We start from the raw sequence: 26,608 nt of genomic DNA, 5'->3' as shown, positions 1-26,608 counted from the left end.
GTCGCGGTTCACCTTTCCACCCGCTCCCCCAGCGGATGCCACGGTGGCCTCAGCCGCGCACGACGTCCGGCGTGCCGTCCTCGCCGACCACCGGGATGACCGCGCCGCCGCGGATCCACAGCGGCACGGTGTCGAACCCGTGCCGCTCGCGCCGCCAGGCGCCGCCCTCGACGGCCTCCCGCGTGAACCAGTTCGTCCACGTGCCGGTCGGCAGGTAGTACTCGACCTCTCCCGACGCCGAGAACACGGGCGCGACGAGCAGGTCGGGCCCGAGCAGGTACTGCCGGTCGAGGTACGCGACCGCGGGGTCGCCGGGGAACGCGAGCGGCATGGGCCGCATGATCGGCGTGCCGGTGCGGTGCGCCTCCTCGCCCGCGGCGACGAGGTACGGCCGGAGCGACGCCTTGAGCGTCGCGAACGTGCGCGCCACCTCGACGGCCGACTGCCCGGGTGCCTCGTCCCCATTGTCGAACGCCCACGGCACCCGGTAGCTCGTCGACCCGTGCAGCCGCGAGTGGCTCGAGAGCAGGCCGAACGCGAGCCAGCGCTTGAAGACCGCCGGGTCGGGGCTGCCCTCGAACCCGCCGATGTCGTGACTCCAGTAGCCGAAGCCGCTGAGCGCGAGCGACAGGCCGCCGCGCAGGCTCTCGGCCATCGAGGTGAAGGTCGAGGAGTTGTCGCCGCCCCAGTGCACGGGCATCGACTGGCCGCCCGCCGTGGCCGAACGGGCGAACAGCACGGCCTCGCCGGCCCCTCGCTCCGCCTCGAGCACCTCGAACACGGCCCGGTTGTAGAGATCGGTGTAGCGGTGGTGCATCGCCTCGGGGTCGCTGCCGTCGTGCCAGACCACGTCGATCGGGATCCGCTCGCCGAAGTCGGTCTTGATGGCGTCGACCCCCTGCGCGATGAGACCGCGCAGGTGCTCCTGGAACCACCGCGTCGCCTCGGGGTTCGTGAAGTCGACGAGCGCCATGCCGGCCTGCCAGAGGTCCCACTGCCACACCGAGCCATCCGCTCGCCGCACGAGGTAGCCGTGCTCGAGCCCCTCGCGGAACAGCTGCGAGCGCTGCGCGATGTAGGGGTTCAGCCACGCGCTCACCCGCAGGCCGCGCGCGTGCAGCCGGTCGAGCATGCCCTCGGGGTCGGGGAAGACCGCCGGGTCCCACTGGAAGTCGGTCCAGTGGAACTCGCGCATCCAGAAGCAGTCGAAGTGAAAGACCTCGAGCGGGATGTCGCGCTCGGCCATGCCGTCGATGAAGGCGTTGACGGTCTCCTCGTCGTAGTCGGTCGTGAAGCTCGTCGAGAGCCAGAGTCCGTACGACCAGTCGGGCACCCGCGCGGGCCGGCCGCTCAGTCGCGTGTAGCGATCGAGCACGTCGGCCGGCGTCGGGCCGGCGATCACGAAGTACTCCAGGCACTCCCCCGCGACCGAGAACTGCACCTGCTCGACGGCCTCCGAGCCGACCTCGAACGAGACGTGGCCCGCATGGTTCACGAGCACGCCGTAGCCGCGGTTCGTCAGGTAGAACGGCACGTTCTTGTACGCCTGCTCGCTCGACGTGCCGCCGTCGGCGTTCCAGATGTCGACCGTCTGCCCGTTCTTCACGAGCGGCCCGAACCGTTCGCCCAGCCCGTAGACCAGCTCGCCGACGCCGAGCGAGAGCTGGGTGTGCAGGTAGGCGGATGCCTCGGCGAGCCCCGTCGTCGTGATGCCGGTCACACCCGTCGGCTCGGCCGCGACGGGAGCGCCCGGCGCGAGCTTCAGGTAGCCGACCGACTTATGGCCGCTCGCCGTGAGCGGCGCTCCCGCCGCGTCCTCGAACGTCAGCTCCCACGGGGCGCCGCGGCGGACTCGGGCGCGCAGCGAACCGGCGTCGACGACGCCGCCCTCGGCGTCGACCGAGAGCGACGCGCGGTACGCGTCATCCGCTGCGATCTCGAACCCCACGTCGCGCGGCGTGCCGCAGTGGTGCTCGACCCGCACGCGGATGACGCCCTCGGCGACGCTCGCGAGCGAGACCGTGAGCATGGGCCGGTTGAGCGTGTCGCCGCGTGCGGCGATCACGCGCGTGGGCGCCCAGACGACCAGCTCGTCGCGACCGTCGGCGCCGCGCTCGACGGCGAGGTCGCGCGCCTCCTGGGCGTACAGCGCCTCGACGCCGGGTCGGGTGTGCCAGAACCCGTCGGTGAACTTCATTACTTGACCGCTCCTGCCGTGATACCGCGCGTGAGGGTGCGCTGGAAGATGAGGAAGAACACGAGCGTCGGGATGAGGCCGAGGAGGGCCGACGCGCTCGTCGTGGTGACGTCCATCAGCCGGTCGCCCTGGAGCACAGTGATCGCCACCGGCACCGTCTGCGTCGCGTTCGACACGAGGAAGGTCAGCGGGATCAGGAACTCGTTCCACGTCCAGATGAAGAAGAAGATGAGCAGGACCGACAGGGTCGGCCTCGAGATCGGGTAGACCACGCGCCAGAGGATCTGCCAGCGCGAGGCGCCGTCGAGCGAGGCCGCCTCGAGCAGCTCCCTCGGGAACGTCGAGTACACCGACGCGAGCAGGTAGGTGCCGAACGCCGACTGGATGACCGTGAAGATGATGATGACCGCCCACTGGCTGTCGTACAGCCCCGCCTCCTTGAACATGAAGTACAGCGGGTAGAGCAGCACCTCCTGCGGCAGCATGTTCGCGAGCAGGATGAGCACGACGATCCACAGCCGGCCCTTCACGCGGCCGATGCCGAGCGCGAACGCGTTGAACATCGAGATGAGCACCGCGAACACCGCGACGAGGCCCGAGATGAAGACGCTGTTCCAGAGCTTCTCGGGGAAGTTCACGCGCTCCCAGAACGCGACGATGCCGTCGAAGTAGAACTCGGTCGGCAGCGTCAGCGGGCCCGACGTGTTGTAGTCGGCCGGCGACTTGAACGAGTTGACGAGGATCAGCAGGAACGGCACGGCGATGAAGAAGCCGAGCACGACGGCGACGGCGAGCACGAGCCAGTCGCCGGGCTTCCGCGTGTTGGGGCCGCCGGGGCGGCGCGAGCGGATGACTCGGCGCGGGCGTTCCGTGTCGGGCGCGGGCGCGGCATCCGTCGGCAGTTCGACGTCGCGGCGCTCGGGGTCGAGCTCTTCGATGATGGCGCTCATCGCTCGGCCTCCTTCTTCTCCATGCGGTGCTGGGCGAGGATGAACAGCACGCTGACCGCGGCGATCACGACCGTGAGCGCGGTCGCGATGGTCGCGCCGTAGCCGACCTGCTGCGACTGGAAGAACTCGCTGTACGCGTAGTAGGCGGGCACGATCGTCGAGGTGCCGGGACCGCCGCCGGTCAGGGCGTAGACCGGGCCGAAGACCTTGAGGGCCGCGATCGTGCAGGTCAGGGTGACGACGAAGATCTCGGGGCGGATCATGCCGAGCGTGATCGCGCGGAACCGCTGGAACCAGTTCGCCCCGTCGAGCTCGGCGGCCTCGTACAGCTCGGGGTCGACGCGCTGCAATGCGGCCATGAAGATGACGATCGGGTAGCCGAGCTGCACCCAGACCATGATGACCATAAGGCTCGGCAGGGCGGTGTCGGGGCTGCCCAGCCAGTTGTGCTGGAGCTCGCCGAGGCCGATCGCCTCGAGCACCTGGTTGAGCGCACCGTTCTGCGGGCGCAGGATCCAGCCGATCACGATCGCCGCGATCACCGCGGGCAGGATCTGCGGCAGGTAGTACGTCGCGCGCAGGAAGCTCGCGAGCTTCCCGCCGAACTTGCGGCCGATGAGGTCGAAGAGCATCGCCGCGAGCAGCAGGCCGAGGAGCGTCGGCACGATCACCATCGCGAGGATCATCGCGATCGAGTTGCCGAAGCTCGTCCAGAAGACGCGGTCGCCCATGAGTTCGACCCAGTTCTCGAGGCCGATCCACTCGGGCGGGCGGATGCCGCGGTACTCCGTGAACGTGAGGTAGACATTCCAGACGAGCGGCACGACGACGATCACGGCGAGGAGCGCGAGCCCCGGCACGAGGTAGAGCCAGTAGGTGCTCCGGCGGGCGCCGGGGATGAGGCCGTCCTCCGTCCCGGCGGGGCGGCGACGCGACCTGCGGCCGCCGCCGGCGGCATCCGTCGCCTCGATGGTCGTCGCGGCCCTGGTGTCGAGGGCTGACATGGGTGGTTCCTTCCGGTGGTCCGGTCGGGCCGCGCTGCGGCCCGGGGTGGGGCATGGGCCCGAGGGGCGGATGCCGCGGCGCACGCACTCGCCGCGGCATCCGAGCCGGTCAGCCGACGATGTCGTCGACGCCAGACTGGTACTGCTCGCCGAGCTGCTGCTGCACCTCGGACGGGGACTTCGTGCCGTTCACGAGCTCCTGGAGCCCGGCGTTGAGCTCGTCGTAGAACGTCGGCGTGGGCCAGTCGGGGTAGAACGAGATGCCGTCCATGTCGTTCAGCGCGTTGAAGTTCGCGATGAGCTCCTTGGACTTCTCGTCGGTGATGTCGGCCTCCTCAGCGGCGACGGGCACGCCGCCGTTGTTGCCGAGCAGGGCCTGGATCTCGGGGCGCATCGTGATGTCGATGAACTCGTACGCGAGCTCCTTGTTCTGCGCACGCTCGGGGACGACCCACATGTTGCCCGCCGAACCGGGCGACAACTCGGCCTCGGGGAAGAGGAACGTGCCCCACTCGAAGTCGGTGATCTCGCTCTGGAAGCGGCCGTACCACCAGCTGCCCGAGTAGAAGATCGGCGCGTCGCCGCTGATGAAGCTCACGCCGGCGTCCTCGGCCTTGAGGCCGGAGGCATCCGTCGAGATGTAGCCCGCGTCGACCCAGTCCTTCACGGTCTCGGTCGCGGAGGAGATCTCGTCGCCCGACCAGTCGACCGGGTTCTCGTAGAGCTGGTAGTCGTTCACGAACTGCCGGTCGGCCTCGCTGAGGGCGAGTTGGTACCAGAGCTGGCCGAGCGGGTACTCGGCGGCCGACTCGGCGAGCGGCGTGGTGCCCTGGTCGGCGAAGGTCTGCATCACGTCCTCGAACTCGGCGAGCGTGGTCGGCACCTCGACGCCGGCCTCGGCGAACGCGTCCTTGTTGTAGTAGACCTGCACGAACTCGCCGTAGTTCGGCACGCCGTACCAGCTGCCCGAGCCCATGATGCCGTTCTCGTCGTACTTCGCCGTCGTCTGCAGCGCGGGCGCGAGCTGGTCGCCCCAGCCGTACTCGTCGACGACGTCGTCGAGCGGCGTGAGCAGGCCCTCGCTCGAGAGGAGGCCCGCGGTGGCGTTGCCCTTGTTGTACTCGAGCAGGTCGGGCGCCTCGTCGGAGTTCAGGACCTGGCTGGCCGTCGAGCGGATCTGCTCGAAGCTCTTCTCCTCGAACTCGACGGTGGCGCCGGTCTCCTCCTCGAACACCTCGATGGCCTCGGCCCAGGCGATGCCCATGGCCGAGTCGGCGCCCTCGTAGTGCCAGAGGCGGAGGGTGTTCTCGTCGCCGCCGGCGTCGCTGCCGGAGCAGCCGCTGAGGGCGAGGCCGAGGGCGGCGACCGAGGCCGCCACGGCGAGGGTTCTGGTGTGCTTCATTGCTACCTCCTGGTGTGGGTGGTGCGGTCCCGGTGGGGTGGTGGGTGCCGGGGATGTGCGGTTGTTGGGTGGTGTGTCGGGTCGGGTCGAGTGAGTTGTCGAAGCGCTTCGATTGCGGGCGAACGGATGCCGCGTGGCCGCGGGAGTCCGTCAGTCCGACGCGCCTCCGGGCGGCGCGGTCGAGCCGTGCGCCCGGTACTCGGGGGCGATCAGGTGGACGGCCGCCGGGACCTCGCCGCCGTCGACCATGCGCATGGCGAGCTCGACCGCGAGCTCGCACGACGCGCTCGGCACGAGCGGGACGGAGTCGATCGGCGGGTGGAAGGCGGCGGTGTCGAAGGTCGCCCCCACGGAGACGACCGACACCTCCTCGGGCACGCGACGGCCGAGCGTCGCGAGCTCGTCGAGCGCGACCGCGTGGCTCGCGTCGTCGCAGTGCAGCACGAGCGCCGTGGCACCGGCCTCGACGAGGCCGCGCACGGCGTCGCGGACCGGCGCCCGGCGCGGACCGTCGGACTCGGGCAGGACGGTGGTGCAGTCCAGGCCGCGCTCGGCAGCGCGAGCCTCGAGCCCCCGCCGCACGCGCGGCGGGAAGTTCGACTTCTCGTACGCCGTCGGCGGATGCCCGACGAACCCGATCGAGCGGTGACCGAGGTCGGCCAGCCGGTCGACCGCGAGCGCCGCGGCGGCCTCGAAGTCGAGGTCGACGCAGACGAGGCCCTCGTGGTCGTCGGGCACGCCGATGAACACGGTGGGCAGCGCGATGCGCCGCGCCAGGTCGACGCGCTCGTCGTCGGGCGCGACGTCGAGCACGAGCACGCCGTCGGCGAGCCCGCTCGACGCGACCCGGCGCATGCCGGCCGACGCCTCCTCCTCGGTGAGGAGCAGGATGTCGTACTCGAACCTGCGCGCGGCGATGGAGGTCGCGAGCACGAACGCCATGTGCGCGGGCGCGTGGGTGTCGGCCCGGAACGGCTCGGTCAGCGCGAAGATCTGGGTGCGACGGCCGGCGAGCATGCGAGCACCGGCGTTCGGCCGGTAGTCGAGCTCGCGCGCCGCCTCCTCGATGCGCCGACGGGTGTCGGGCGAGATCGAGCGCTTGCCGCTCAGCGCGTACGACACGGTGCTGATGGACACGCCGGCGGCCTTGGCCACCTCGTGGATCTTCGCCATGTCGACTCCATCGTCTCGAAGCGTTTCGACTGATTGCGAGGGACTCTACGCAGGTGTCGAAGCGTTTCGCAAGGGTTTTGTGGAATTCAGGAACAAATGGCTCCCGACCGGACGATCCGGACTTGCCGCAGGCGCGGCATCCGGTTATGTTTGTTTTGCCAACAAATCATCGATGACGCTGAAAGGCGGATCACCCATGGCCAGCGCGCCCACCCGCGACGACAAGTTCTCCTTCGGCCTCTGGACCGTGGGCTACAACGGCACCGACCCGTTCGGCGGCCCGACCCGCAACGCGCTCGACGTCGTGCACGTCGTCGAGAAGCTCGCCGAGCTCGGCGCCTACGGCCTCACCTTCCACGACGACGACCTGTTCGCCTTCGGCTCGTCCGACGCCGAGCGCCAGACGCAGATCGACCGGCTGAAGGGCGCGCTCGCCGACACCGGCCTCATCGTGCCGATGGTCACCACGAACCTCTTCTCGGCGCCCGTGTTCAAGGACGGCGGGTTCACCTCGAACGACCGCCAGGTGCGCCGCTTCGCGCTCCGCAAGGTGTTCCGCCAGCTCGACCTCGGCGCCGAGCTCGGCGCGAAGACGTTCGTCATGTGGGGCGGCCGCGAGGGGGCCGAGTACGACTCGGCGAAGGACATCCGCGCCGCGCTCGAGCGCTACCGCGAGGCCGTGAACCTGCTCGGCGACTACGTGACCGACAAGGGCTACGACATCCGCTTCGCCATCGAGCCGAAGCCGAACGAGCCGCGCGGCGACATCCTGCTGCCGACCCTCGGCCACGCGATCGCGTTCATCGACTCGCTCGAGCGCCCCGAGCTCGTCGGCCTCAACCCCGAGGTCGGCCACGAGCAGATGGCGGGCCTCAACTTCGCCGCCGGCATCGCGCAGGCGCTCTACCACGGCAAGCTCTTCCACATCGACCTCAACGGCCAGCGCGGGATCAAGTACGACCAGGACCTCGTGTTCGGCCACGGCGACCTGCACAACGCGTTCGCGCTCGTCGACCTGCTCGAGAACGGCGGCCCCGGCGGCGTGCCTGCCTATGAGGGCCCGCGCCACTTCGACTACAAGCCCTCGCGCACCGAGGACGAGACCGGCGTCTGGGAGTCGGCCGCCGCGAACATGCGCACCTACCTGCTGCTGAAGGAGCGGGCCGCGGCGTTCCGCGCCGACCCCGAGGTGCAGGAGGCGCTCGCCGCCGCCCGCGTGCCGGAGCTCTCGCAGCCGACCCTCAGCCCGGGCGAGACCTACGACGACTTCCTCGCCGACCGCTCGGCGTACGAGGACTTCGACCCGTCGGTCTACCTCGGCGGCAAGGGCTTCGGGTTCGTGCGCCTGCAGCAGCTCGCCACCGAGCACCTGCTCGGCGCGCGCTGACCGGCCTCATCCCGCCCGCCCTCGCCCCACGCACTCACCCCCGCCGCCCCACCCCCGCCGAGTGATACACCCTCCGCCGAGTGATACTGCGGCACCCGTATCACTCGGCGAGAGGTGCATCACTCGAGTGAGTTTCCACAGAAGGAGGACATCGTGCCGCTCGTCGCCGGCGTCGACTCGTCGACGCAGTCGTGCAAGGTCGTGATCCGGGATGCCGCGACCGGGGCGCTCGTGCGCTCAGGTCGCGCCGCCCACCCCGACGGCACCGAGGTCGACCCCGCCGCGTGGTGGGGCGCCCTGCTCACCGCGTTCGCCGACGCGGGCGGGTTCGACGGGGTCGAGGCGATCTCGATCGCGGGCCAGCAGCACGGCATGGTCGTGCTCGACGGCGAGGGCCGCGTCATCCGCCCCGCCCTGCTCTGGAACGACACCCGTTCAGCGCAGGCGGCGCGCGACCTGATCGACGAGGTCGGCGCCGACGAGTACGCGCGCCGCACGGGCGTCGTGCCCGTCGCCTCCTTCACCGCGACGAAGCTGCGCTGGCTGCGCGACGCCGAGCCCGGGAACGCCGCGCGCGTCGCCGCCGTCGCGCTCCCCCACGACTGGCTCACCTGGCGCCTGCGCGGGTACGGCCCCGCGGGCGAGTCGCCGCTCGGCCCGGTGCTCGAGGAGCTCGCGACCGACCGATCGGACGCGTCGGGCACCGCGTACTGGGGCGCCGACGGCTACGACCGCGACCTCCTCGTGGGCGCGCTCGGGCACGACGCGGTCCTGCCGCGCGTGCTCGGCCCGGGCGAGGCCGCCGGGCAGACCCCCGTCGGCATCCTCGTCGGGCCCGGCGCGGGCGACAACGCCGGCGCCGCGCTCGGCCTCGACGCGGCGGCGGGCGACGTCGTCGTGTCGATCGGCACGAGCGGCACGGTGTTCGCGGTGACGGATGCCGCCGTCGCCGACGCCTCGGGCACCGTCGCGGGATTCGCCGACGCGACCGGCCGGTTCCTGCCGCTCATCGCGACGCTGAACGCCGCACGCGTGCTCGACGCGACCGCCGGACTGCTCGGCGTCGACCACGCCGAACTCGGCCGCCTGGCACTCGAGGCCGAGCCCGGGGCATCCGGCGCCGTGCTCGTGCCGTACTTCGAGGGTGAGCGCACGCCGAACCTGCCCGACGCGACCGCCTCATTCTCCGGGCTCACGCTCGCGAACACGACCCGCCCGTCGATCGCCCGCGCGGCGGTGGAGGGTCTGCTCTGCGGGCTCGCCGACGGGCTCGACGCCGTCCGAGCGCAGGGCGTCGAGGCGCGGCGCATCCTGCTGATCGGCGGCGCGGCGCAGAACCCGGCCGTGCAGGTCGCCGCCACGCAGGTCTTCGACGTGCCGGTCGTGGTGCCGGCTCCGGGCGAGTACGTCGCCGACGGCGCCGCGCGGCAGGCCGCGTGGGTGCTGACCGGCGAGCGGCCCGACTGGCCCATCGAGGCGGGCGATCCGATGCCGGTCGACACGCGACCGGAGATCCGTCGGCGCTACGCCGCGGCGCAGGCGCGCGCGACGGGTTGAGACGTGCCGGGCGACGCGGGCGCGGCGCGCGCCGGAACTGGCCTGTGCCCGGGTCTGCCCCCGGGCAGACCCGCGCCGGGGTCGCGATCGGAGCTGCAGCCGCTGAGATCAGCCGCCCGAGGAGGCGGGCGCGTATTCTCGCGCTCCGCACGCGCGTCGTCCACCCCGCCGACACCCGTCGGCGGCGTTGGGCTCCGTCGAGGGTCGGCGCGTAGCATGGCCGTGGACGTCGCCGTCCGACGACGCCCCGCCGACGAGGTAGGAGGACCATGATGATGTCCGAATCCGATGAGGTCCGCGGACCCGATCCCGACGACGTCGAGGGCGAGTACACCGAGGTCGAGGGCGAAGCGCCGCGGAAGCGGACCGTCGAGGGCGAGTACACGCGCACCGACGGCGTCGAGGAGGACGAATCGGTGGTCGGCGACTACACGTCGACCGCGACGCATCCCGAGACGCATCCGGCGTCCGAGGAACACGGCAGCTACACCCGGGAGGACGAGCGGCCGAAGCCGCATCCGGGGCTGCACAAGGGCTGAACCCCGGTCACGGGTGCGCGGTTTCGCGACGAGTGCGCGGGGACCGACCCGCGCACCAGTCGCGGAATCGCGCACTCATGGGACCGGTCCGGGTGCCGCGCCGCTCGGCGAGTCCGAGCGTCCGCTGGTGCACGGTTTCGCGACGAGTGCGCACGGACCGATGCGCGCACCAGTCGCGAAACCGCGCACTCACGGGGCCGAGGAGCCGAACGTTCGCGCGAGCTCCGCGCCCGCGGCCTCGAGCCAGCGCAGAGGGTCGGCCATCGCGGCCGCTCCCCCGCCGGCGAGGTCGGTGAGCGATGCGGATGCCACGAAGCCCGACGTGTCGGCGTCGATCGCGCCCGCGACGAGCGCGACGGGCACGCCCGCGGCATCCGCTCGCGCAGCGACCTCGCTCGGCACCTTGCCCGCGGCCGACTGCCCGTCGAAGCGCCCCTCACCGGTGATCACGAGCGACGCACCCGCCAACGCAGGCGAGAGCCCGATCGCCTCGGCGACCGCCGCCGACCCGCCGGCCATGTGCGCGCCCCACACGAGCAGCCCGAATCCGGTACCGCCGGCCGCGCCCGCGCCGGCCGCGTCGGCGAACGCCGCCCGGTCGGGCATCGCGCGCACGAGCCGTCCGAGGTTGCGTTCCATCGGCTCGATCAGCTCGGGCGTCGCACCCTTCTGCGGGCCGAAGATCGCGCTCGCGCCGAACGGCCCGAACAGCGGGTTCGTGACGTCGCTGAGGATCGCCGCGCCGCCGGCCGGCCGCTCGCGGAGCCCCGAGAGGTCGACGCGCGCGATCGCACCGAGACCGCGGTTGCCCGAGGGCACCGGCCACCCCTCGCCGTCGAGGAACCTGCCGCCGAGCGCGGCGAGTGCGCCGGCCCCGCCGTCGGTCGACGAGCTGCCACCGATCGCGAGCAGCACCCGAGTGGCTCCGCCGTCGAGCGCCGCCGCGATGGCCTGGCCGAAGCCGACGGTGTGCGCGTCGAGCGGGCGGAGCGGGTCGCACAGCGTGATGCCGCTCGTGAGGGCGAGCTCGACGAGCGCGCTGCCGTCGGGCAGGCGCAGCCACGCGGCATCCACCGGCCGGTCATCGGGTCCCTGCACGGTCACGGGCACGCGCACCGCGCCCGGCACCGAGGCCGCGAACGCGTCGAGCGTGCCCTCGCCGCCGTCGGCCATGGGCTTCACGACGAGCTCGTCGTCGGGTGCGACCGAATGCCAGCCGCGCGCGAGCGCGTCGGCGGCCGCGGCCGCGGTCGCGGTGCCCTTGTACGAGTCGGGCGCGAACACGATCCGGCGTGCGGGCATGGGAACCTCCTCGTCGGGCTGCATCGTACGGCGATTCAGTCGGTGAGCACCATGGCCCAGTCGAACGCGCCGATCACGACCCGGTCGACGCGGTCGCCGGTCACGGCGTCGGTGCCGGCCAGGTCGACGGATGCCTCGGGGCCTCCGTGGTTCACGACCGTGACGAGTCGCCCGCGGCGGGCGATCTCGACGTGGTCGGGCAGCCCCGCGACGACGGGCTCGACCCCGGACGCCACGAGCAGGTGGTCGACGACGGACTGCACGCCGGCCTCGTCGGGAACGGTCGCCAGGTAGCGGGCGGTACCGGCTCCGACCGGGTGGACCGTGAGTGCGGGGTCGCCGGCCCGGCGCCCGCCGACGAACGCCGCCTCAACGCGGGCGTCGTCGGCGACGACGTGGATCTCCTCGGCGAGCAGCGTCCCGACGCCCGAGATCGCGGCGCCGGCGCCGGCGCCGGCATCACCAGTGGCATCCGTCGACGTGGCATCCGTCGCCGCCGTGGCATCCGTCACCGCCCCCGCACCGGCCCCCGCACCCGCGAACGGCGCGATCCGCTCCCCCGGCACCCCGGCCGCGGCATCCGGCGCGACGAGCGCGCCGAAGTCCTCGATGCGGATGCCGCACAGCGGACCGAGTTGCGTCGCGAACCCGCCGTCGCGGAACCGGTCGGCCTCGTCGACGACGTCGCTGAACGGTCCGACGAGCAGGTGCCCGCCCGCCTCGACGAACGACGCGAGCGCGGCGGCATCCGTCTCGCGCACCAGGTAGAGCAGCGGCGCGATCGCGAGGTCGTAGCCCTCGCCGACGCGCGCGGCCGGCACGATGTCGACCTGCACGTGGCGGCGGTGCAGCGCGCGGTACCAACGCTGGATGACGGCGAGGTAGTCGAGCGCGTTCTGCGGGTGGTCGGAGGCCTCGACCGCCCACCAGTTCTCCCAGTCGAACACGAGCGCGACGCGCGCGTCGCGCGCCGTCGCGTCGCCGGACGGGAGTTCGGGAAGGGCGGCGAGCGTTTCGCCGAGCGCGACGACCTCGCGCCAGGTGCGCGTGTCGGTGCCCGCGTGCGGGAGCATCGCCGAGTGGAACTTCTCGGCGCCCGCCCGTGACTGCCGCCACTGGAAGAACAGGATGCCGTCGGCGCCGCGCCCGATCGCCTGCGCGCTGAGCGCGGCCATCTGCCCGGGCGCCTTCGGCGCGTTCGTCGGGCGCCAGTTGAGGGCGTTCGTCGACTGCTCCATGAGGATCCACGGGACCTCGGGCTTCAGCGAGCGGACCAGGTCGCGCTGGAATGCCGCCGCGCGGAACGATTCGGGGTCGTTCGGGTCGGGGTAGCAGTCGTCGCTGATGACGTCCATATGCTTCGCCCAGGCGGCGTAGTCGGCCGGCTTGAACGCGCCCATGAAGTTCGTCGTGATCGGCTGCGTCGCCCCCGCCGCCCGGATGATCTCGCGCTCCATGAGGTAGCACTCGAGCAGCATGTCGCTCGTGAACCGGCGGAAGTCGAGCTCCTGCCCGGGGTTCCGCGAGTACGGCGCCTTGCGCGGCGGGAACACCTCGTCGAAGGACTGGGACTGGTACCGCTGCGACCAGAAGTCCGTGCCCCAGGCCTCGTTGAGAGCGTGCACGTCGCCGTAGCGATCGGCGAGCCAGCGGCGGAACGCGTCGCGCGCGGCATCCGAGTAGTCGAAGTTCAGGTGGCAGCCGTACTCGTTGTTGACGTGCCACATGACGATCGCCGGGTGGTGCGCGTACCGCTCGGCGAGCGCGCTGACGAGCTCGCCGGCGAGGCGCCGGTAGACCGGCGACGACGGCGCGAAATGCTGGCGGCTGCCGGGCCAGTAGGTGGCGCCGTCCTCGTCCTGCGGGAGCATCTCGGGGTAGGCGGCCGTCGCCCACGGCGGCGGCGACGCGGTCGCGGTTGCGAGGTCGACGGCGATGCCGCCCTCGTGCAGCAGGTCGATGACCCGGTCGAGCCAGGCGAAGTCGAACTCGCCCTCGCGCGGCTGGATGCGCGACCACGAGAAGATGCCGAGGCTCACCATCGTGACGCCGGCCTCGCGCATGCGCGCGACGTCCTCGGGCCAGATCTCCTCGGGCCACTGCTCGGGGTTGTAGTCGGCGCCGTAGTGCACGTCGGTCTCCTCGTGGTGTCTGCAGGTGGGCGGATGCCTCGGCGCGCCGCCGCACATCGGAATCATGCCGCGGGCGCCGGACCCCCGTGTGGGAGCCGGCGCCCGCGGGGCCGGATCAGGTCAGCCGAGGATCACCTTCGCCTCTGCGAAGAACTGCTCGACCGCCTCGTCGACGGTGATCGCGCCGAGGCCGATCGACTTGCCGAGGTCCCAGAAGGTCTGCTCGAGCGAGCCGTAGCCGACGACGGGCACGGGCGGGGCCTCGCCGATGCGGTCGGCGACCGAGTCGAGGTAGTCGGCGACCTGCGCGTCGACGCCCTCGAGGGTCGTGCCCGCGAGCTTCGTCTCCGAGGCCGGGAAGCCGAGCGTGGTGCCGAAGACCTCGCCGGCCTCCTCGCTGTTCACGACGAAGTCGAGCCACAGCGCGGCCGCCTCGGGGTGCTCGGTGTCGGCCGAGATCGCCATCTGCAGGCCGGCCTGGCGGTAGAGGTCCTTGCCGCCGGCCTCGTCGATGGGCGGGGCGACCATGGTCACCGACTCGGCGCCCGAGTCGGCCAGGTAGCCGCCGAGGAAGTTGCTCCAGCTCGCCTCGCTCGCGGTGCGGTTCGAGCCGAAGCCCGAGATCGGGGCGATCTCCTCGAGCTGCTGCTGCGGGATCGCGACGCCGTCGCGCGCCTCGACGCCCGAGTTCCAGAAGTCGGCCAGCTCGTCCTCGGTGAAGCCGAGCTCGCCGTCCTCGGTGTAGAGGTTGCCGCCCTGCGCGCGCAGCACGTTCTCGAAGGTCTGGATGCGCTGGGTCATGTCGGTGCCGCCGTAGACCTCGCCACCCGTGGCCTCGGTGACCTCGGCCATCCACTCGGTGTACTCGTCGTACGACGTGCCGCCCTCGTACGGCTCGACGCCGGCGTCGGCGAGGAGCTTGTCATTGAGGAACACCGCCCAGGCGCTGTACCCGGTCGGCAGCGAGTACTGCGTGCCCTCGAGCTGGCCGGTCTGCTTGAGGCCGTCGTCGAACGCGTCGAAGTCGATGTAGTCGCCGACGGTCTCGAGGTCGAGCAGCAGGCCGGGCTCGGCGTACTCGCGGAGGTACGAGTCGGAGAACTGCCACACGTCGGGGAGGCCCCCGCCGGCCGCCTCGGTCTTGCGCTTCTCCCAGTACGAGGGGAAGTCGGTGAAAGTGCCGTCGATCGTGATGTTGGGGTGCTCGGCCTCGAAGGCCTCGATGAGCTGCCCGTAGCGGTCGGCGCGGTCGTCGTTGCCCCACCAGGTGAAGTTCAGCGTCACCTCCTCCTCGGGGTCGTACTCGCCGCCGGCGTCGCCGCCGCCCGCGCAACCGGTCAGGGCGAGGGCCGCGGCCCCCGTGATGGCCGCGGCGGTGAGCCAGTGGCGGCCGTTCATCCTCGTGAACATCGTCGTCCTCCGTGCAATGGGGGTGAGAGGTGCTGCTTGCGCTCTGGGAAAGCGCTTCCCCGCACCATAGCGTGCAACGATTCAAGTGGTCAACACCCGAGTGCCCGGATTGCGCAGCCACCATGCTTCGACGCAGCACCTCGGATCATCGGATCGTCCATGCCGCGGGGGCGATCGGCTATGGGATCGCCCGCGGGCCGCGCGTAGCGTCGCCTCCGCACCGCTTCCCCACACCATGCAAAGGAGCATTCCCATGCAGCAGCATCGCGCCCGTCGCCGCGTGGTCGCCGGCGTCGCCGTCGCCGCGGTCGCCGTGATCGGCCTCGCATCGTGCGCCGCCGGCTCGGAGTCCGCCGACTCCGGCGACCCGGTCGAGCTCACCTTCCAGTCCTGGGTCCCGAACATCGACCAGGCCGTCGACGCGTTCAACGACGCCCACGACGACATCCACGTCACGCTCGAGACGATCACCGCCGGCCCCGACGGCGGCTACGCGAAGATGATCTCCGCGGTCCAGGCCGGCAACCCCGCGGATGTCGCCCAGGTCGGGTACGACGCCATCCCCGAGTTCCTCGTGAACGACGCGCTCGAGGACATCACCGACCACGTCGGCGACGCCGGCGACCGCTTCACCGAGTGGCAGTGGGAGACGGGCGTCTTCGACGACCGCGTCTACGCCGTCCCGCAGGCATCCGGCCCGCTCGGCCAGTTCTACCGCAAGGACATCTTCGATTCGCTCGGACTCTCGGCCCCGACCACATGGGACGAGTACTACGAGGCGGCGAAGGCCATCCGCGCGTCCGACCCGGACCGCTACATCGCGGCCTTCGCCTTCAACCAGGCGCCGTGGCTCATCGGCTTGTCCCAGCAGGGCGGGGGCGAGTGGTTCACCGTCGACGGCGACGCCTGGAAGGTCGCGATCGACGACGACGAGACGCTCAAGGTCGCCGAGTTCTGGCAGAAGCTCATCGACGAGGACCTCGTGAAGATCGAGGCCGATTTCTCCAGCGAGTGGAACGCCGACATGCAGAGCGGCAACGTCGCGAGCTGGATCTCGGGATCCTGGGCCGACGCGATCGTCCGCGGCACCGCACCCGACACCGCGGGGAGCTGGGCCGTCGCGGCGATGCCGCAGTGGAGCGAGGGCGAGACCGTGTCCGCGACCTGGGCCGGCGGCTCCGCCAACGTCGTCCTCAAGGGCTCCGAGCACCCGGCTGAGGCCGCGGAGTTCGCACTCTGGCTCAACAGCGACCCCGAGAGCGTGAGCATCCTCACGAGCATCGGTGCCGGGTGGCCGGCCATCACCGACCTCGAGTCGATCGAGAGCCTGCAGGACGACCCCGAGGTGTTCGCCTTCTACGGCGGGCAGGACATCTGGGACGTGTTCGCCGAGTCCGACGCCGCGGTCGCCGCGACGTGGAAGTGGCCGCCGCTCTCCCAGACGCTCTTCGCCGACCTCACCGACAACGTGAAGTCCGCCGTCGAGTCGGGAACGCCCCTCACCGAGGCGTACCGGCAGACGCAGGAGGACTTCACCGCGGCGCTCGAGGACAAGGGCATCTCGGTCGCCGAGTGAGCCGACGGGCGTGCCGGGCCGGACGGCCCGGCACGTCCTCCCGCATCCCCACCACCACGAGGAGCCCGACCGTGACCGCCACCGCCACCGCGGCGCCGCACAGCGCGCAGCGGACCCCGATCGCGTCAGGCGACGCCGCCCCCGCGGCATCCCGTCGCCGACGCCGGACCCCGGGCGCCCTGTGGGTGCTGCTCGTCCCGTTCCTCGTGATGTTCGCCGCGTTCTTCATCGCCCCGATCGTCTTCGCGATCGTCGACAGCCTGTTCACGCAGCGCTCGAGCGGGCTCGGACTCGGCGCGCCGACCCGCGAGTTCGTCGGCCTCGACAACTACGTCGGCGCCTTGACGAGCGCGTCCTTCGTCGCGAGCCTCGGCCGCCTGCTCGCGTTCGCGGGGATCGAGGTCCCCCTCATGGTCGTCACCGCGCTCGGGCTGGCGCTCCTGCTCGGCGCCGCGGCCGCACGGTTCCCCCGCATCTTCCGGGTGACGTACTTCATGCCCTACGGCGTGCCCGGCGTCATCGCGTCGCTCCTGTGGGGCTTCCTCTACATCCCGGCGACGAGCCCGGTGCTGCAGGCCCTCGGGGCGCTCGGCGTCGACGGGGTGAACCCGCTGAGCTCCGACGCCGCGCTCTTCGCCATCGCGAACATCGCGCTCTGGGGCTTCGCCGGCTACAACATGCTGATCCTGATCGCCGCCCTCGACGCGATCCCCGCAGAGCTCTACGAGGCCGCGCGACTCGACGGTGCGGGCGAGTGGCGACTCATCTGGCACATCAAGCTCCCGCTCATCCGCCCGTCGATCGTCCTCATCACCCTCTTCACGATCATCGGCACGCTGCAGCTCTTCGTCGAACCGCTCGTGCTGCGCCCCCTGACGACCGCCATCAGCTCCGACTACACCCCGAACCTCGCCGCCTACAACCAGGCGTTCGCGCAGGGCAATCCGAACCTCGCCGCGGCGATGGCCGTCATCGTGGCGCTGCTCGCGTTCGGCTTCTCCGCCCTGTTCCTGAGGATCGTCAACCGGAAGGGGAATCGCGCATGGTGACCTCGATCGCCCCCGCCGCGACATCCGTCGACGGACACGGCCGAGCCCACGGCCCCGACCGCGAGACGAGTCGGCGCGCGCGACGCTCCGCGGCGAGTTCGGTCGCCGTGAACGGCCTGCTCGTCCTCGCAGCGATCTACTTCCTGCTCCCCATCGCCTGGGTGCTCATCGCCGCGACGAAGTCCCCCGGCGACCTCTACTCCACCTTCGGGCTGTGGTTCTCCGACAGCCCGCAGGCCTGGGAGAACCTCGTCGACCTGTTCACGCAGGACGGCGGCGCCTTCTCGCTCTGGATCGTGAACAGCGTCGTCTACTCGGGCGTGGGCGCCGCCGTGGCGACCGTGCTCTCGGTCGCCGCCGGGTACGCGTTCGCCAAGTACGACTTCCCGGCGAAGGAGGCGGTGTTCTGGACCATCCTCGGCGGCGTGCTCGTCCCGGCGACCGTCATCGCGCTCCCGCTCTACTTCCTGCTGAACACCGTCGGCCTCACCGGCACGTACTGGAGCGTCCTGCTGCCGTGCATGGTCAGTCCCTTCGGCGTCTACCTCGCGCGCATCCACGCGAACGCCTCGGTCCCCGACGAGGTGATCGAGGCGGCGCGGATCGACGGCGCCGGCGACCTGCGCATCTTCGGCGGCATCGCGACCCGCATGATGACCCCCGCGATCGTGACGGTCTTCCTGTTCCAGTTCGTGACGATCTGGAACAACTACTTGCTGCCGCTGGTGATGCTGAACGACCCGAAGCGGTTCCCGATCACGCTCGGCCTCACCCTCTGGAACTCCCAGACGCAGCGCGACCCCGCCTTCACGACCCTGGTGGTCACCGGCTCGGCTGTCTCCGTCGTCCTGCTCGTCGTCCTCATGGTCTCGCTGCAGCGGTTCTGGCGCGCCGACCTGACCGCCGGCGCCACGAAGGGCTGAGACCGGCGGCGGATGCCACGGCGGTGCGGCATCCGTCGCCTCACCCCTTGCGGTGCTCGCGGTAGGCCGTCGGGCTCATGCCGTGCGTCCGGCTGAACTGGCGCGAGAAGTAGAACGGGTCGGAGTAGCCGATCTCGCGGCCGACCTCGGCCACGTGCAGGTCGGTCGTGTCGAGCAGGAGGCGAGCACGTGCCATCTTCAGCGCGGTGTGATGCGCGAGGACGCCGCCGCCGGTCGCCTCGCGGAAGAGGGCGCCGAGGTGGGACGCCGAGACCCCGACGAGGCGCGCGAGGTCGCTCACCCGGATGCTCCCGTCCACCCGCTCCTCCAGGTAGCGCATCGCCCGCTCGAGCGGTTCGCCCTGCTCGGGCAGGCGCCGGTCGACGGCGAGTTGGGTCATGAGCCGCCACGCGATCCCGGCCGTCGCGAGCAGCCGGGCCGGCGACTGGTCGCGCTCGAGCCCCGAGACGATCTCGTCGAGCAGCGCGGTGACGCGGTCGACCGAGCGCAGCGACACGGTCGGCCGTTCGGCGGATGCGCCGACGGCCTCCCAGAGGTCGCCGAGGTCGCTGCCCCTGAGGTGGCACCACCAGATCGTCCACGGCCGGTCGTCGTCGGCGCCGTAGGCGTGCGGGGCGCCGGGCGGGATCAGCACCGCGGTCCCGGGCGCGACCCGAGTGCGCGCGCCCGCGAGGTCGACCCATCCGGCCCCGTCGACGCACACGATCACGATCGCCTCGGTGGCTCCGCGGGGCCGGCGCCGGAGATGTCCCTCCGCCGCCGGGAACAGCCCGGCGTCGGTCGCGACGAGACGGCGGGTCACGGGCCGGGCGAGCGCGGCGTCGACGAGCGGACGCGGCACGACGCACAGCCGCTGGTGCTCGAACCCGTCGCGACGCTCCATCCCTCCATCCTCGCATCGGTCGCCGCGCGACGCGGCGGTCACAGCGACGATCGCGATCATCGGAACGTCCATGCCGTATCCGTGATCGCCCATGTCCGCAGCGCTCGCGCGCACCTACGCTCGATCGCGTGAGTTCCCTGCACCGTCGCATCCAGCTGCCCGAACCGCCGCCCGCCGAGCGGGCTCGACTCGAGGCGGGCGACGTCGCGTGCTGGGAGGAGCCGCTCGTCATCGACACCTACGAGCCCTCGGAACCCGACCGCTATCCGCTGTTCCTCGACCGCCGGGTCTACCAGGGCTCCAGCGGACGGGTCTACCCGATCCCGTTCACCGACCGCATCGAGGCCGTGTCCCGGCCGCGCGCCTGGCGCGCCATCCACCTCGAGAACCGGTGGGTGCGGCTCGTGCTGCTCCCTGAACTCGGGGGGCGCATCCACATCGGATACGACAAGACGCGCGACTACGACTTCTTCTACCGCAACAACGTGATCAAGCCGGCGCTCGTCGGGCTCGCCGGGCCGTGGGTGTCGGGCGGGGTGGAGTTCAACTGGCCGCAGCACCATCGCCCCGCGACGTTCCTCCCGGTCGAGACCTGCATCGAGCGTGCGAGCGACGCCGAGGTCGTCGTGTGGCACTCCGACCTCGACCCGCTCCAGCGCATGCGGGGCACGCACGGCATCCGCCTCCGGGGCGACTCATCGGCGATCGAGCTCGAGGCGAGCCTCGTGAACCGCACCGACGTCCCGCAGACGTTCCTGTGGTGGGCCAACGTCGCGGCGCGCTCCCACCAGCGCTACCAGTCGTTCTTCCCGACCGACGTCCGGTACGTCGCCGACCACGCGCGTCGCGCGATCACCGCGTTCCCCGCGGCGGACCGCCCGTACTACGGCGTCGACTACCCGGCGCTGGCCACGGACCGCCCGGGCGCCGACCGCATCGACGTCGCCTCGAACATCCCGGTGCCGACCTCGTACATGATCACCGACACCGTCGACGACTTCTTCGGCGGCTACGACCACGACGCCGGGGCGGGATTCGTGCACTGGGCCGATCGCGCCATCGCGCCCGGCAAGAAGCAGTGGACCTGGGGCGCCGGCGCGGTCGGGCAGGCGTGGGATCGCCACCTGACCGACGGGGACGGCCCGTACGTCGAGCTCATGGCCGGCGTCTTCACCGACAACCAGCCCGACTTCAGCTGGCTTGCTCCGGGCGAGACCCGGCGCTTCAGCCAGTTCTGGTATCCGATCCAGGCGATCGGCCCGGCGGTGCAGGCGACCCTCGAGGCGGCGCTCGGGCTCGAGGCGGATGCCTCGTCCGCGCGGCTCGGCGTCGTGACGACGGCCGCGCACGAGGTCGTCCGGGTCGTGCTCCGCCGCCGCGGCGGCGACGACCTCGGCGAATGGCTCGCCGCGATCGCGCCGGGCGAGCCGTTCATCGCAACGGTGGAGCTCGACGTCGCGCTGGGCGTCGTCTCGCGGGACGACCTCGAGGTCGACGTCACGGTGGGCGAGCGCAGCCTCGTCAGCTGGCGGGCGCACGCCGTCATCGACGGCGAGCCGTGGGTGGCGACCGAGCCCGCAGCGCCCGACGAGATCGCGGGCACCGACGAACTCGCCCTCACCGGGCTCCATCTCGTGCAGTACCGGCATCCGACCCGACCGGCCGAACCGTACTTCCTCGAGGCGGTCCGGCGCGATCCCGGGGACTCCCGCGCCCGACTGCAGCTCGCCCGCATCGCGTTCGCGCGCGGCGAGCTGGAGACCGCGCTCGAGCACGTCGAAACGGCACTCGAGCGCCTCACGCGTCGGAACCTCAATCCCGAGCACGGCGACGCGCACCTGCTGCGCGCGCTCGTGCTCGAGCGCCTCCGCCGGCGGGAGGCCGCGGCCGATGCCTTCGGCAAGGCGGGCTGGGACGGCGCCCTCTCGCTGCCCGCGGCGCTCGGTCGCGCGCGACTCGCCCTCGCGGCCGGCGACGCCGAACTGTCGCTGGCATTCGCGGACACGGCGTGCGCTGCCGATCCGACGAGCGCGGCCGCGATCGCGAGCCGCGTGGTCGCACTCAGAGCACTCGGCCGGGAAGCCGTCGCCTCCCGCGACCTCGACCGTGCGCGCGCCGCCGACCCGCTCGACCCGCTGCTCGCGGCGCTCGACGGCGCCCTCGACGCAGTCGACCCGCGTACCCTGCTGACCATGGCGCACGAGGTCTTCCGCATGGGCGACCACGGCCGCGGCATCGCGCTCGCGGAGCGGGCGGCCGCCGCGCCGGTCACGGCCTTCGGCAACCCGGCCCCGCTCGCCGCGTACGCGCTCGCAGCGTTCCTCGATGCGGTCGGCCGGCGGTCGGATGCCGCAGCAGCGCGTGCCGACGCGGCAGCCGCGGACCCCACGCTCGCGTTCCCGCACGGCCTCGACGACCTGCAGGCGCTCGAGGACGCCCTCGACGCGGATCCTGAGGATTCGCGGGCCGCCGGGTACCTCGGATGCTGGCTGCTCGACGCGGGCCGGACCGAGGCGGCGCTCCTCGCGCTCGACCGCGCGATCGCGGCCGGAATCGGCGACCCGGTCGTCTGGCGCAACGCGGCCGTGGCACTGGTGAACGCGGGCGGCGACCTCGCGGACGCCGATCGCCGCTACGGCGAGGCGCTCCGGCGCAGTCCCGGCGACGCGCGGCTCGTGTACGAACGCGACCAGCTCGCGGCGATCCGCCATGTGCCGTCGATCGAGCGGCTCGCCGCCATCGAAGCGGCCGGGCCCGAGGTCCTCATCCGCGACGACCTCGCGATCGCGTACGCGAACCTGCTCGTCGACGTCGGGCGTGCGTCCGACGCGCTCGCGTTCCTCGACGGCCGGGCGTTCCAGCCGTTCGAGGGCGGAGAGGGCCAGGTCATCCGCGTCTTCGATCGCGCGAGCGCCGCGGTGGCGCGCGGACTCATGACGGAGGGCGACGCGCGAGCCGCGGCGGACCTGCTCCGCGACGGCATCCGCATCCCCGAGCACCTGGGCGAGGGCCGCCACCCCGCCGACCCCGTGGCCGAGCGGTTCGTGCTCCTCGGCGACGCACTGAACGCTGCGGGCGACCGCGACGCCGCGCGCGACGCGTGGCAGCGGGCGCTCGGCGGCGGTCCGCTCGCCGCCGCGGCGCGCACACCCGACGAGCGCGACGCCTGGGTCGGCATCGCCTGCACCCGGCTCGGCGACGAGACCGGGGCCCTCGCCGTCTGGGGCTCCCTCGAGCACCGAGCGGACGCACTCGAGGCCGCCGCCGATCGGGTCGACTACTTCGCGACCTCCCTCCCGGAACTGCTGCTGTTCTCGGTCGACACCGCCGAGCGGCGACGGGAGCAGGCCGCCCGCCTTCGCGAGCTCGCCGCGGCGGGCCGACTCGAGGGGATGCGCGCCGCATGAGCGACCGCTACCTGGGCACCCCGCTCGCCGCCGAGCCCGATCCGACGCTCACCGGATCGGTCCCCGAGCACCTGCCCGACCGCCTCGCGATCTGCCTGTGGGACTTCTCGTGGATCACGCGCGCCGGCGCGGGCGAGCCGTTCGCCGACCTCGACCGGGCGATGACGGAGACCGTCGATCGCGGCTACAACGCCATCCGCATCTGCGCCGCACCGATCCTCGTCGCCGGCACGCTCGGCCTCGACGCGCTCGCGCGCGACCTCGAGGTCGAAGGGCTCGGGTCGGCCCCGACGGGCGGGTACTACGGCCAGCGGACCCGCTGGTACGACGCCCCCGGCGGCTACCGCATCGACGTCCGCGCGCGGCTCTTCGAGCTCGTCGAGACCGCGAAGCGGCACGGCGTGGCCGTCATCCTCTCGAGCTGGGAGTACCAGCAGACACCGGCGTTCGCGGCCGACCCGGCGTGGTTCCGGGCGATCGACGAGGTCCCGCTCGACGAGCGCGACCGGGTGCTCGGCGACGCGTTCGACCGGCTGCTGACCGACCTCGAAGCCGAGGGGCTGGGCGACGCCATCGCGTTCACCGAACTGCACAACGAGGTCGACTTCTCGATCCTGCCGCCCATCGAGCGCGGCGGCGAGGCGGTGCTCGGGTGGTTGCGATCGCGCCATCGGGGCCAGCTCGTGACCGCGAGCTACGGCAAGCCGCCCCACCTGGCGATGCATCGGCTGTCCGAGGCGCTCGACGTCGCGCAGTTCCACGTGTACTCGTACGGCGTCCTCGACGCCCTGCAGCGGCGCATCGACATCCGCTCCGAGGGCACCGAGGGCTTCCCGAACGCCGACCTGCGCGCGCTGCTGCGCGACGACGCGCCGACGTTCGCCGAGTACGGCAGCCCCACCGAGTGGAAGCTGCAGGCGACGGTCGTCACCGACCAGATGATCTACGGCTACGACTGGATCGACCCGGCGAAGTGGGACGGATGGCTCGCCGAGCACGTCGAGCCGTACCGGGAGGTCATGCGCCGTGAGGTCGAGTCGCGGGTCATCGCCGTCGCCGAATGGGCGCGGTGGCGCGAAGTCCCCGCCGCCGTCGGCGAGGGCTGGGTGGGCTACACGCCGCGCGACGGGCGCTTCGAGGAGACCGGCTTCGGGCTCGAGCTCGCCGAGCACGGCATCCGCACGGCGCTCGCGAACGGGGTGTGGGGCGTCGTCACGTGCTCGAACGCGGCACCGCACCATCCGATGTGGTCCGACATCGACTGGCAACGTCGCATGACGGGTCTCGTCACCGGGGCCGGTCGGTGACCGAGCGGATGCCGCCGCGTCTCGCAGCCCTCGAGACCCGGCCGCCGCTCACCCGCCCGGCCATGTCGAACGAGCGCGATCGCCGCGGACGGATCGCGCTGACGAGCCGGTACGTCGAGCTCGACGGGCGTCCTGCCATCCCGGTCTCCGGCGAGCTGCACTACTCGCGCGTGCCGCGTTCGCAGTGGCGCGAGCGGCTGCAGCTGATGCGCTCCGGCGGCGTCACGGTCGTCTCGACGTACGTGATCTGGATCCACCATGAGCCGGTGCGCGGCGAGCCGCGCTTCGCCGACGGCCTCGACGTCGCCGCGTTCGTGCGGCTCGCCGCCGAGGTGGGGCTCGACGTCGTCGTCCGCATCGGGCCGTGGTGCCACGGCGAGGTGCGCAACGGCGGATTCCCGCACTGGGTGGCCGAGGCATCCGTCGCCCATCGCACCGACGACCCCGCGTACCTGGACCTCGTGCGCGGCTGGTTCGACCTGATCGGCCGCGAGCTCGCGCCGCTCTGCGGGCCCGACTCCCCCGTCATCGGCATCCAGGTCGAGAACGAGCTCATCGACCGGCCGGGTCACCTCGCGACGCTCGTCGGACTCGCCCGCGAGGCCGGCCTGGCGGCGCCGATCTGGACGGCGACGGCCTGGGACGGCGCAGAACTCCCGCCGGAAGTGGTGATGCCCGTGTTCGGCGGGTATGCCGACGGGTTCTGGGTCGACGCGGATGCGCCGTGGCCGTCGAGCTTCCGCGCCCACTTCCGGTTCTCGCACGACTGGGACGATCCCGGCATCGGCGCCGACCTGCGCGGTGAGCGGGCGGACGCCCCGGCCGCCGCCGGCACCGCCGCCCCACCGCGCGCCCGCGCCGCGGCCTCCCCCGACTTCCCCGTCGCGACGTGCGAGCTCGGGGGCGGGATGGCGACCGCGTATCACCGTCGGCCGCTGCCGGGCGCGCTCGACCTCGCGACGGTCGCGAACGCCAAGCTCGGGTCCGGGTCGAACTGGCAGGGCTACTACATGTACGCGGGCGGCCTGAACCCGGGTGACGGCCTGCAGGAATCGCTCGCGACCGGCTACCCGAACGACCTGCCGCGCTTCGACTACGACTTCCATGCGCCCATCGGGGCGGCGGGCATCCTCGCGCCGAGCCATGCGGCGCTCCGCATCCAGCATGCGTTCCTCGCCGCATTCGGCGACCGCCTGGCGCCGATGACGTCGCGACTCCCCGAGCGGATGCCGCGGGCCGATGACGACCGGTCGACGCTCCGCTGGGCCGTGCGCTCCGAGGGCGACGCCGGGTTCCTGTTCGTCGGGCACCACGAGCCGTTCGACGCGCTCGCGGCGGTGGCCGGGGTGCGCTTCGAGGTCGCCCTGGCGAGCGGCACGGCGCTCGTGCCGCCGTCGTCGCGGCCGCCGCTGACGATCCCGCCGGGCACGGTCGCCCGCTGGCCCCTCGGCCTCGCGCTCGGCGGCGCAGTCGTGGAGTGGGCGACCGCGTCGGTCGTGACGGTGCTCGGTGCCGACCGCACTCCGGATCCATCGACGAGTGCTGCCGCAGCCGTGCCCACGCTGGTGCTGCTCGCCGAGCCGGGCGTTCCGGCGACGGTCTCGGTGAGCACGGATGTCGCGTCCGCACCCCTCCTCGTCGACGCCCGCGATGACGACGGTCCGACCCTCCATCGCCTGCGAGACGACCACGCCGAGCTCGACCTGCTCATCCTCCCCGCGACATGGGCCGACGAACTCTGGGTGCTCGACGCGCGCTCGGGCGAGCGGATGGTGCTGCGCTCGCGCAGCCCGCTCTGGCTCGACGACGATGCACTCCGCGCCCGGTCCGACCGGACGCCGCACGTCGAGCGCTACGACCCGACCGCCGGCGCCTTCGTCGGCGTCGCCTTCGACGGGACGGACTCGCAGCGTCTCCCCGTCCGGCACACGGAGGTCGTGCGGTTCGACCCGAACCTCGCCCGCGCGGATTTCGGCGGAACGCCCGCTCGCCGTGCCGCGCCGACCGCCTACGACCTCGATCGGCTCGCCGTGCGCATCCCGCTCGAGGGACTGGGCTCACCGGAGGACGGCGTCATGCGCACCCTCCTCGTCGAGTGGGCGGGCGATGTCGCGACCCTCGAGGTCGACGGCCGCACGGTCGCCGACCGCTTCTGGGACGGCACGCCGTGGCTCGTCGACCTCGACGCGGCCAGCGTGCACGCCTCTGCGCAGGTCGTGCTGCGCATCCTGCAGCTCCACCCCGACGCCAAGATCCACCTTCCGCCGGCTGCAGCCGCGCGCCGACGGACGCACGACGGGCCGCTCGGTTCGCTGGACCGGCTCGTCGGCCTCCGTTCGACAGTCTGGCGCGCAATCCACTGAGCTGAGTCGAGAAGTCTCACATGCAC

18 protein-coding genes are annotated in these 26,608 nt (G+C 72.1%); 9 read left to right on the top strand and 9 right to left on the bottom strand.

The annotated features are described in order from the left end of the window. Nucleotides 1-49: 49 nt before the first annotated feature. The 5 genes from yicI to GJ743_RS14145 all read right to left on the bottom strand — a co-directional run bounded on the left by yicI (nucleotide 50) and on the right by GJ743_RS14145 (nucleotide 6,726). Complete coding sequence (gene yicI / locus GJ743_RS14165) at nucleotides 50-2,197, bottom strand: alpha-xylosidase (protein WP_155052562.1); 2,148 nt, start codon at nucleotides 2,195-2,197, stop codon at nucleotides 50-52. Beyond that, nucleotides 2,197-3,147: a carbohydrate ABC transporter permease gene (locus GJ743_RS14160; protein ID WP_155052561.1), complete on the bottom strand. Its 951-nt coding sequence runs from the start codon at nucleotides 3,145-3,147 to the stop codon at nucleotides 2,197-2,199. The genes yicI and GJ743_RS14160 overlap by 1 nt, the downstream gene beginning before the upstream one ends. Further along, entirely contained in the window at nucleotides 3,144-4,151 is a 1,008-nt protein-coding gene (locus GJ743_RS14155; RefSeq protein ID WP_155052560.1) for a carbohydrate ABC transporter permease, read from the bottom strand. Before GJ743_RS14155 ends, GJ743_RS14160 begins: the two co-directional genes overlap by 4 nt. A 109-nt stretch (nucleotides 4,152-4,260) precedes the next feature. After that, entirely contained in the window at nucleotides 4,261-5,553 is a 1,293-nt protein-coding gene (locus tag GJ743_RS14150; RefSeq protein WP_155052559.1) for an ABC transporter substrate-binding protein, read from the bottom strand. A gap of 150 nt (nucleotides 5,554-5,703) precedes the next feature. Further along, the gene (locus GJ743_RS14145; RefSeq protein WP_155052558.1) at nucleotides 5,704-6,726 is read right to left on the bottom strand and encodes a LacI family DNA-binding transcriptional regulator; all 1,023 of its coding nucleotides are present in this window, start codon (nucleotides 6,724-6,726) and stop codon (nucleotides 5,704-5,706) included. A 196-nt stretch (nucleotides 6,727-6,922) separates the two neighbouring features. Between GJ743_RS14145 and xylA the strand changes: the two genes are divergently transcribed. From xylA to GJ743_RS14130, 3 genes are all read left to right on the top strand, one after another. After that, nucleotides 6,923-8,113 (top strand): xylose isomerase, encoded by a 1,191-nt coding sequence (gene xylA, locus GJ743_RS14140; protein ID WP_155052557.1) that lies wholly within the window; start codon nucleotides 6,923-6,925, stop codon nucleotides 8,111-8,113. A gap of 153 nt (nucleotides 8,114-8,266) precedes the next feature. After that, nucleotides 8,267-9,670, top strand: a complete 1,404-nt coding sequence (locus GJ743_RS14135) for an FGGY family carbohydrate kinase (RefSeq protein ID WP_328289202.1) — start codon at nucleotides 8,267-8,269, stop codon at nucleotides 9,668-9,670. 275 nt (nucleotides 9,671-9,945) lie between these two features. Further along, entirely contained in the window at nucleotides 9,946-10,209 is a 264-nt protein-coding gene (locus GJ743_RS14130) for a hypothetical protein (RefSeq protein ID WP_155052556.1), read from the top strand. Nucleotides 10,210-10,398: 189 nt separating this feature from the next. Here GJ743_RS14130 and GJ743_RS14125 read toward each other — a convergent pair whose 3' ends face one another. The 3 genes from GJ743_RS14125 to GJ743_RS14115 all read right to left on the bottom strand — a co-directional run bounded on the left by GJ743_RS14125 (nucleotide 10,399) and on the right by GJ743_RS14115 (nucleotide 15,053). Further along, a complete protein-coding gene (locus GJ743_RS14125; protein WP_155052555.1) occupies nucleotides 10,399-11,511 on the bottom strand; it encodes a glycerate kinase in 1,113 nt (370 codons plus the stop codon). A 35-nt stretch (nucleotides 11,512-11,546) separates the two neighbouring features. Continuing rightward, nucleotides 11,547-13,643, bottom strand: coding sequence for a beta-galactosidase (locus tag GJ743_RS14120; RefSeq protein ID WP_328289201.1), 2,097 nt, complete (start codon nucleotides 13,641-13,643; stop codon nucleotides 11,547-11,549). Nucleotides 13,644-13,763: 120 nt separating this feature from the next. Continuing rightward, complete coding sequence (locus GJ743_RS14115) at nucleotides 13,764-15,053, bottom strand: ABC transporter substrate-binding protein (RefSeq protein WP_230386801.1); 1,290 nt, start codon at nucleotides 15,051-15,053, stop codon at nucleotides 13,764-13,766. A gap of 253 nt (nucleotides 15,054-15,306) precedes the next feature. On the opposite strand from GJ743_RS14115, the gene GJ743_RS14110 reads away from it, so the two are divergent. The 3 genes from GJ743_RS14110 to GJ743_RS14100 all read left to right on the top strand — a co-directional run bounded on the left by GJ743_RS14110 (nucleotide 15,307) and on the right by GJ743_RS14100 (nucleotide 18,601). Continuing rightward, complete coding sequence (locus tag GJ743_RS14110) at nucleotides 15,307-16,629, top strand: ABC transporter substrate-binding protein (protein ID WP_196217011.1); 1,323 nt, start codon at nucleotides 15,307-15,309, stop codon at nucleotides 16,627-16,629. A gap of 71 nt (nucleotides 16,630-16,700) precedes the next feature. Further along, complete coding sequence (locus GJ743_RS14105) at nucleotides 16,701-17,678, top strand: carbohydrate ABC transporter permease (protein ID WP_328289200.1); 978 nt, start codon at nucleotides 16,701-16,703, stop codon at nucleotides 17,676-17,678. Next, a complete protein-coding gene (locus tag GJ743_RS14100; protein ID WP_155052552.1) occupies nucleotides 17,672-18,601 on the top strand; it encodes a carbohydrate ABC transporter permease in 930 nt (309 codons plus the stop codon). The genes GJ743_RS14105 and GJ743_RS14100 overlap by 7 nt, the downstream gene beginning before the upstream one ends. Nucleotides 18,602-18,641: 40 nt before the next feature. On the opposite strand, the gene GJ743_RS14095 is transcribed toward GJ743_RS14100, so the two are convergent. Continuing rightward, on the bottom strand, nucleotides 18,642-19,505 hold the full coding sequence (locus tag GJ743_RS14095; RefSeq protein ID WP_155052551.1) for an AraC family ligand binding domain-containing protein: 864 nt from the start codon (nucleotides 19,503-19,505) through the stop codon (nucleotides 18,642-18,644). Nucleotides 19,506-19,633: 128 nt separating this feature from the next. Between GJ743_RS14095 and GJ743_RS14090 the strand changes: the two genes are divergently transcribed. The 3 genes from GJ743_RS14090 to GJ743_RS14080 are packed head-to-tail and all read left to right on the top strand — an operon-like array spanning nucleotide 19,634 to nucleotide 26,582. Beyond that, nucleotides 19,634-22,912: a DUF5107 domain-containing protein gene (locus tag GJ743_RS14090; protein WP_328289199.1), complete on the top strand. Its 3,279-nt coding sequence runs from the start codon at nucleotides 19,634-19,636 to the stop codon at nucleotides 22,910-22,912. Beyond that, nucleotides 22,909-24,219 (top strand): cellulase-like family protein, encoded by a 1,311-nt coding sequence (locus GJ743_RS14085; protein ID WP_155052550.1) that lies wholly within the window; start codon nucleotides 22,909-22,911, stop codon nucleotides 24,217-24,219. The genes GJ743_RS14090 and GJ743_RS14085 overlap by 4 nt, the downstream gene beginning before the upstream one ends. Next, nucleotides 24,216-26,582, top strand: a complete 2,367-nt coding sequence (locus GJ743_RS14080; RefSeq protein WP_328289198.1) for a beta-galactosidase — start codon at nucleotides 24,216-24,218, stop codon at nucleotides 26,580-26,582. Before GJ743_RS14085 ends, GJ743_RS14080 begins: the two co-directional genes overlap by 4 nt. Nucleotides 26,583-26,608: the final 26 nt, after the last annotated feature.

The sequence above is a fragment of the Agromyces bracchium genome (assembly GCF_009709675.1).
Taxonomy (GTDB): domain Bacteria; phylum Actinomycetota; class Actinomycetes; order Actinomycetales; family Microbacteriaceae; genus Agromyces; species Agromyces bracchium.
This window is presented reverse-complemented; position numbering and strand designations above follow the sequence as displayed.